Here is a 7381-nt window from a genome sequence, read left to right on the forward strand (position 1 = left end):
AAATCCAGGGCTATCAACCCTAAACCGCCTTGCCCGTCTTGGAGAACCGTGATACCGAACCAACCACTCGGTGGTCCGCCTCAGCGGTGGGAGGCGTCTAAACCCACCCAGACCCCCTGTCAACCCCGTTTTCAGCAGCGCTGAAATCCGGACCCGACACTCACAGCCGACAAAAACAGAAGAGCATCCGGTTTTCACCGGCCTGCCCAGCCAATCCATCGGAGGTGATACCGGCTTCGAAAGGTCCGCGTCGCCGCCGCCCCGTTGCCGATGAGCGGGGTATACGGACCACGCAGACGCCCGTCAACAGGGAGGCGCAAAGAATCCGAAAAATCCGCGACAGGCATGTGACGGGGCCCTGGATCCGGCCTGTGCCGCCGGATGGTGTCTCTCGATCGTCAGGTCTTCCTGGTCGAGCGGCGTCTGCAAAGGTGCTCGGTTTTGTTTGCCGGATCAATCGGCGTGACCCCGCTGCTTCTACCGTCGTGGTAGCCAGGGTGACCGCGTTCCACGGGCCCGGAGCGCCTTCACCTCCCCGCCTTCGGCGTCGAGCCGTTCTAAGCGGACAGGTCGAGGGTCACGGTCAGCCCGTCGTAGGCGGGCACCACGCTGAGCGGGAGCTTGGCCGCCAGGGTCGCGTGGTCGAGGTCGGTGTGCAGGTTGGTGAGGATCGCGCGGCGCGGGCGCACGTCGTCGATCAGCGCCAGCGCCTCCGAGACCGAATAGTGGGTCGGGTGCGGGGTCTCGCGCAGGGCATCGATGATCAGCAGGTCGAGGTCGTGGAGGCGCGCGCGCGACGCGTCCGGCAGCAGGCTGAGATCCGGGATGTAGGCGGCCGGCCCGAGACGGAAGCCGAGGGCCGCCTCGTTGCCGTGCTCCACCGGCAACGCCTCCGCCTCGATCGCCCCGCCCTGCCCCTGCACCGCGACAGTCTCGTGGTGCGGCAGGTCGCGAAGGTCGAGGATCGGCGGGTAGGCGCTGCCCGGCAGCTTCGTGAAGCAGTAGCCGAAGCGTGCCCGGAGCAGGTCGCTCGTCAGCGCGTCGGCGTGGACCGGGATGCGCGCGCGCATCTGGATCACCAGGGGGCGCAGGTCGTCGATGCCGTGGGTGTGGTCGGCATGCGCATGGGTGAACAGCACCGCATCGAGCCGCGTCACGCCCGCGTCGAGCAGCTGCTCGCGCAGGTCCGGCGAGGTGTCGATGAGGAGCGTCGTGGCGGCGTCGGCCTCCCGGCGCTCGACGAGGATCGAGCAGCGGCGGCGGCGGTTCTTCGGGTCGCGCGGGTCGCAGGCGCCCCAGCCGTAGCCGACGCGGGGCACGCCGCCGGACGAGCCGCAACCGAGGATGCGCAAAGTCAGCGTCGCCATCCGGACCTCCGGCTCGGGTGGTATCCGAGGACGGCGCCGGTTGTCACGCGGGCGCGCCTGCCTTCGGCTGCGTCTTCGCGAACAGGCGATGGAAATTCGCGCTGGTGAGGCGCGCGAAGGCCTCCGCGTCGAGGCCGAGGGTTGCGGCAAGCGATCGCGCGGTGTCGGCAGTGTAGGCCGGCTCGTTGGTCCGCCCGCGATGCGGCTCGGGGGCGAGGAACGGCGCGTCGGTCTCCACCAGGATGCGATCGTGCGGCACCTGCCTGGCGATGTCGCGCAACGCGGTGGAGCGGCGGAAGGTGACGATCCCCGAGAACGAGACGAAGAGGCCGAGCTCGACCCCGGCCTCGGCCAGCCGCGCGCCGGACGAGAAGCAGTGCAGCACCGCCGAGAACCGGCCGCGGCCCATCTCGTCGGCGAGCACCCGCTCCATGTGCTCGTCGGCGTCGCGGGCGTGGATCACCAGCGGTAGCCCGGTAACGCGGGCGGCCTCGATGTGGGCGCGCAGCACCTGCTCCTGGACCATTGCGGGCGCCGCGTCCGCGTAATGGTAGTCGAGCCCCGCCTCGCCGATGCCGACGCAGCGCGGGTGGTCGGCGAGCCGGGCGATGACGTCCGGCGCGACGTCCGGCTCCTCGGCGGCCCCGTGCGGATGGGTGCCGACCGTGTACCAGACCTCCGGGTGGGCCTCGGCGATGGCGCGGTAGGTGTCGGCCTTGGCGACCCGCGTCGCGATCGTGAGCATCCCGCCGACGCCGGCGGCCTTCGCCCGGGCGATCACGCCGGGGAGGTCGGCGGCGAAATCGGGGAAGTCGAGATGGCAGTGGCTGTCGACGAGCATGCAGTCCGGGAGCCTGGGCGAGGGGTTCGTTCGGCGGATTCGATGCGGCGGAGACGGCCGGCTCAGGCGGCCGGGGCCTCGGGCTTCTCGAACCGCGGGAAGATCGGGCTCGGCGCCGGCAGCGGCGTTCCGGGGGCCAGGCGGCCGCCCTCCCCCACGTGGGCGAACGTGCGCCGGCCGGCCGGCACCGCCAGCACGTCGAGCAGGCTCGCGGCCGAGCGCGGCACGAAGGGCTGCACCAGGATGCCGACCGCGCGCAGCACCTCCGCGGTGACGTAGAGCACCGTGCCCATCCGCTCCGGATCGGTCTTCTTCAGCTTCCACGGCTCCTCGGACGCGAAGTAGCGGTTGGCGTCGGCCACCACCGCCCAGATCTCGGCGAGGATGGCATGCAGCGCGAGGTCGTCCATCAGCGCCCGCGCCCGCGCCGGCAGGGCGTCGGCGGCGGCGAGCAGGGTCCGGTCGGCTTCCGTGAAGGCGCCGGGCTCCGGGACCGCGCCGGACAGGTTCTTGGCGATCATCGAGAGCGAGCGCTGGGCGAGGTTGCCGAGGTCGTTGGCGAGGTCCGCGTTGATGCGGGTGATGATCGCCTCGTGGCTGTAGCTGCCGTCGCCGCCGAACGGCACGTCGCGCAGCACGAAGTAGCGCACGGCGTCGACGCCGTAGGTGTCGGCGAGGTCGATCGGGTCGAGGACGTTGCCGAGCGACTTCGACATCTTCTCGCCCTTCGAGAGCAGGAAGCCGTGGCCGAAGACGCGCTTGGGCAGCGGCAGCCCGGCCGACATCAGGAAGGCCGGCCAGTACACCGCGTGGAAGCGGACGATGTCCTTGCCGATGACGTGCAGGTCCGCCGGCCAGAACCTGCGCCGTTCGTCGGCCTCGTCGGGGAAGCCGGTGACGGTGAGGTAGTTCGTCAGCGCGTCGACCCAGACGTACATGACGTGGCCCGGCCGGTCGGGCACCGGCACGCCCCAGTCGAAGGTGGTGCGGCTGACGGACAGGTCCTTGAGGCCGGAGCGGACGAAGCTCGCGACCTCGTTCATCCGCGATTCGGGGCCGATGAAGTCGGGCTGCGTCTCGTAGAGCGCCAGGAGCCTGTCCGCATAGGCCGAGAGACGGAACAGGAAGTTCTCCTCCTCCATCCACACCACGGGGGTGTCGGTGGCGAGCGAGCGGCGGGTGCCGTCCTCGAGCAGGCGGGTCTCGTCCTCGCCGTAATAGGCCTCGTCGCGGACCGAGTACCAGCCGGCATAGGTGTCGAGGTAGATGTCGCCGTTGGCCTCCATCCGCCGCCAGAGCTCCTGTGCGGCGGCGGTGTGGGCAGGTTCCGTGGTGCGGATGAAGCGGTCGTAGGCGCAGTCGAGGCGGTCGGCCACCGCCTGGAAGCGGGCCGCCATGCCGTCGACGAAGGCCCGCGGCGTGGTGCCCGCGCGCGACGCCGTCTGCTGGATCTTGAGGCCGTGCTCGTCGGTGCCGGTGGTGAACAGCACGTCGTAGCCGTCGAGGCGCTTGAAGCGGGCGATCGCGTCGGTGGCGACCACCTCGTAGGCGTGGCCGATATGCGGCGCGCCGTTGGGATACGAGATCGCCGTGGTGATGCTGAAGGTTTTGGCGGTCACGTCGGACATTCCCGGATACACGGCTCTGAAGGATCGGCGCCGATCCGTCGGGACGATGCTCTAGCCGGTCCGCACGGCGCCTGCGAGGTCCGCGAACAGCGACAGGACCACGGGCCGGCGATCGAGATTGTAGGTCGCGGCCTCGCGCGCCGTACGGCCGAACTTCTCACACACCTCGACCAGGGCCGCAAGGCGGGCCGGCGGCTCCGCCCGGCGGCGATGGAGCTCGGCCGAGACGAAGCGCTCGACGGTCTCCAGCCCGGCTGCGAACAGGGGCTCGGCCTCGCGCCCGGCGAGCTTGTCGGCGAGCTTGAGGACGCGGCCCCAATCCGGATGCCCGGCGCGCGACAGCAGGGTCTCCATCTCGGCGACCAGCCCCTGCATCGCCGGGTCGAGCATCGCCACCGCCCGGGCCACCGAGCCCTCGGACAGGTCGGCGGCGCGGGCGAGCGCCTCGGCGGACGGGGCCGGGAACGCGGCGGGGAAACCGGACACCACCGCCGAGACGGAGGCCGCGTCCAGCGGCCGGAGCGCGAGGGCGCGGCAGCGCGAGCGGATCGTCGGCAGCAGTCGGCCCGGCGCGTGGCTGACGATGAGGAACAGCGCGCGGACTGGCGGCTCCTCCAGCATCTTCAGGAGCGCGTTGGCGCCGTTGGCGTTCAGGTCCTCGGCGCTGTCGACGATGCAGATGCGGTAGCCGGCATTGCCCGCGGTGGAGCCGAACAGCTCCAGGGCCTTGCGCACCGCGTCGACCGGGATCTTGGTCGGCAGCGTCTTGGCGGTCGGCACCCGATGGCGGCGCAGGGCCACGAGGTTCGGATGCGAGAGCGCCGCGATCTTACCGACCACCGGATCGTTCGCGGCGACGTCGAGGCCGGGCGCGCGCGAGACGCCCTCGGGGTCGGCGAGCAGCCGGCGGGCGACGCGGTAGGCCAGGGTCGCCTTGCCGATGCCGGCGGGGCCGCCGATCAGCCAGGCATGGTGCAGGCGGCCTGAGGCGATGCCCTCGGCGAAGGCGGCCTCCGCCTCGGCATGGCCGACGAGGCGCGTGGTCTCGCGCGGGCGGACGATGCCGGCGAGGTCGCCGGGCTCGACGTCGTCGGGCGCGCGCTCAGGCGGCATCGGTACGGCCTTCGGTGTCGTCGAGGAGATCGGGCAGGCGTGCGGCGACCGCCCGCCGGACCGCCTGCGCGACCGCATCGGGGTCCTGCGCCGCGTCGACGAGGACGCAGCGCATGGGTTCGGCCTCCGCGATCGCCCGGAAGGCGTCGCGCAGGCGGCGGTGGAAGGCGAGATCCTCGGCCTCGAAGCGGTCCGGGGCGCCCTGCCCTGCCTGCGACGCCTCCTGTGATGCCTCTTGCGACGCCCTCTGACCAGCCGCGCGCGCGCGCGCGCGGGCCAGACCGATCTCAGGGTCGAGGTCGAAGACTAGGGTGAGGTCGGGCCGCGTCGGCCCGACGACGACGCGCTCGAGCGCCGCCACGGCGGTGGCGTCGAGGCCGCCCGCGGCCCCCTGGTAGGCGCGGGTCGAGTCCATGAAGCGGTCGCACAGGACCACCTCGCCGGAGGCCAGGGCCGGGCGGATCAGCCGGTCGAGGTGGTCGATGCGGGCGGCCGAGAACAGCAGCGCCTCGGCAAACGGTCCGTAGGGCTTGGCGATTCCGGCGAGCAGCGCGGTGCGGATCTCCTCGGCGCGGACCGAGCCGCCCGGCTCGCGGGTGGTCGTGACCGTGCGATGCGGGGCGAGCGCCCGGGCGAGGCGGGCCACCTGGGTCGACTTGCCGGCCCCCTCCCCGCCCTCGAAGGTGATGAGGACGCCCGGCGGTGTCGGAGCGGTCATGGCTGAACGGAGCCGCCGCGCCTCTCCGTCGTCACGACGGGTTGGCGGGCTTGTCACTGGTCCTGTCGCCTTTGCCCGCCTTGTCGAAGGCGCGGCGGACGATGCCGGTGCTGAATTCGAGCGCGGCGTCCATCGCGCGCTGCTGGAGCGTGCCGGCCTCCACCGAGGCGCCCGCGTAGAGCGGCTGGTCGAGGGCGACCGCGTCGCCGCGCATGATCCTGAGGCGGCCGACCTCGCGGCCCTCCGTCACGGGGGCGACGAGAGGTCCCTGGTAGACGGCGCGCGCGGTGACGCGGTCGGACGACCCGCGCGGCAGCAGCACCCGCACCGGCTTCTTGGCGACCAGCGGGACCGACCCCGACGCGCCCCCGAACACCGAGGCCTCGGCCACGGTCTCGCCGGGGGTGAAGACCTGCCGCGGCTCGAAGGCGCGGAACCCCCACTCCATCAGCTTGCGCGCCTCGGCCGCGCGGTCCCGCGCCGTCTTGAGCCCGGAGATCACCATGATCAGGCGCTGGCCGTTCTGCACCGCCGACCCGGTGAGCGCGTAGCCGGATTCCTCGAGGTAGCCGGTCTTGAGCCCGTCGGCCCCGATGTCGAGGGCGAGCAGCGGGTTGCGGTTCTGCTGCTTGATCTTGTTCCAGGTGAACTCGCGCTCGGAGAAGATCTTGTACAGGTCCGGGTAGGTGTCGATGATGTGCGCGGCCAGCTTGGCCATGTCGCGCGCGGTGACCCGCTGGTCGGGCGCCGAGTAGCCGGTGGCGTTGCGGAAGGTCGAGCGCGTCAGCCCGATCTCCTTCGCGCGCTGGTTCATGATGCCGGCGAACGCCTCCTCGGAGCCGGCCATGTTCTCGGCGATGGTGATCGCCGCATCGTTGCCCGACTGGACCACGAGGCCGCGCAGCAGGTCCTGCATCTTGATGCGGCTGTTGACCTGGGCGAACATCGACGAGCCGCCGCCCCCCGCCCCGCCCCGGCGCCACGCGTCCTCGGTGACCGTGAACTCGGTGTCCGTGCTCAGGCGGCCCGATTTCAGGGCGTCGAACACGATGTCGGTGGTCATCAGCTTGGCCATGCTGGCCGGGGCGAACGGCTCGTCGGCCGCCTTCTCGAACAGCACCGAGCCGGAATCGGCGTCGACCAGGATCGCGTGCGGCGCCGCGGTCTGGAAGACCTGGGCGCGGGCCGGCGCCGCCAGCGCGCAGGCCGCGGCCAGAAGGAAGACCCAGGTCCTGCGCATCACCAACTCCCGTGCGGCCGGGCCGCCACGTTTCCGAACATCCCGCCTCGCATAACAAGCGTGACCATATTACGGTTTCCGCGCGGGATCGAATGCGAAATGACGCAGCGCACCGCCTCGCACACCCTACGGTGCGCATTCCCCCGATCTCAGATGGCCTTGCGTGAGGCGTTCCGATGCCCCGGGGAGCCCCTTTCGCGGGGACCGGCCGGGCGCGTCCGGGCCCGATCGCCCGTCAGTAGATCCCGGCGAGCCGCGCGCCGCGCTTGTCAGGTGACTTGTCGGCAAACTTGGGCGCCGGCTTCGCCGCGAGGTCGGGACGGCCCTTCGCGGCCGTCTGCGCCGTCCCCCTGCCCCCAGGGGCAGTGGCGGTGGCGGGGACGTTGGTGAGACGCGCGAGCGCGAGCTTGGCCGAGGGCGGCATCGCCGGCGGCACCGCGCCAACCCGGGCCGCCGGGGCCCGCGGTGCCGCGG

Annotated in this window: 6 protein-coding genes and 1 pseudogene; all 7 read right to left on the minus strand. The window is 71.9% G+C overall.

Features of this window, described 5'->3' with window-relative positions; genetic code table 11:
- Positions 1-557: 557 nt before the first annotated feature.
- The gene (locus FV229_RS23575) at positions 558-1367 is read right to left on the minus strand and encodes an MBL fold metallo-hydrolase (RefSeq protein ID WP_147754282.1); all 810 of its coding nucleotides are present in this window, start codon (positions 1365-1367) and stop codon (positions 558-560) included.
- 43 nt (positions 1368-1410) lie between these two features.
- Complete coding sequence (locus FV229_RS23580; RefSeq protein ID WP_147754283.1) at positions 1411-2208, minus strand: TatD family hydrolase; 798 nt, start codon at positions 2206-2208, stop codon at positions 1411-1413.
- Positions 2209-2270: 62 nt separating this feature from the next.
- A complete protein-coding gene (gene metG, locus FV229_RS23585) occupies positions 2271-3836 on the minus strand; it encodes a methionine--tRNA ligase (protein WP_147754284.1) in 1566 nt (521 codons plus the stop codon).
- A 51-nt stretch (positions 3837-3887) separates the two neighbouring features.
- Complete coding sequence (locus FV229_RS23590; protein WP_147754285.1) at positions 3888-4949, minus strand: DNA polymerase III subunit delta'; 1062 nt, start codon at positions 4947-4949, stop codon at positions 3888-3890.
- Positions 4939-5667, minus strand: coding sequence for a dTMP kinase (tmk, locus tag FV229_RS23595; RefSeq protein WP_147754286.1), 729 nt, complete (start codon positions 5665-5667; stop codon positions 4939-4941). The genes FV229_RS23590 and tmk overlap by 11 nt, the downstream gene beginning before the upstream one ends.
- Before the next feature lie 31 nt (positions 5668-5698).
- Positions 5699-6907: a D-alanyl-D-alanine carboxypeptidase family protein gene (locus tag FV229_RS23600; RefSeq protein WP_147754287.1), complete on the minus strand. Its 1209-nt coding sequence runs from the start codon at positions 6905-6907 to the stop codon at positions 5699-5701.
- A gap of 235 nt (positions 6908-7142) precedes the next feature.
- Positions 7143-7381, minus strand: a pseudogene (locus FV229_RS27645) (septal ring lytic transglycosylase RlpA family protein); the annotation flags it as partial.

Origin of the sequence: Methylobacterium sp. WL120 (assembly GCF_008039465.1) — a bacterium.
In the GTDB taxonomy this organism is placed as follows: domain Bacteria; phylum Pseudomonadota; class Alphaproteobacteria; order Rhizobiales; family Beijerinckiaceae; genus Methylobacterium; species Methylobacterium cerastii.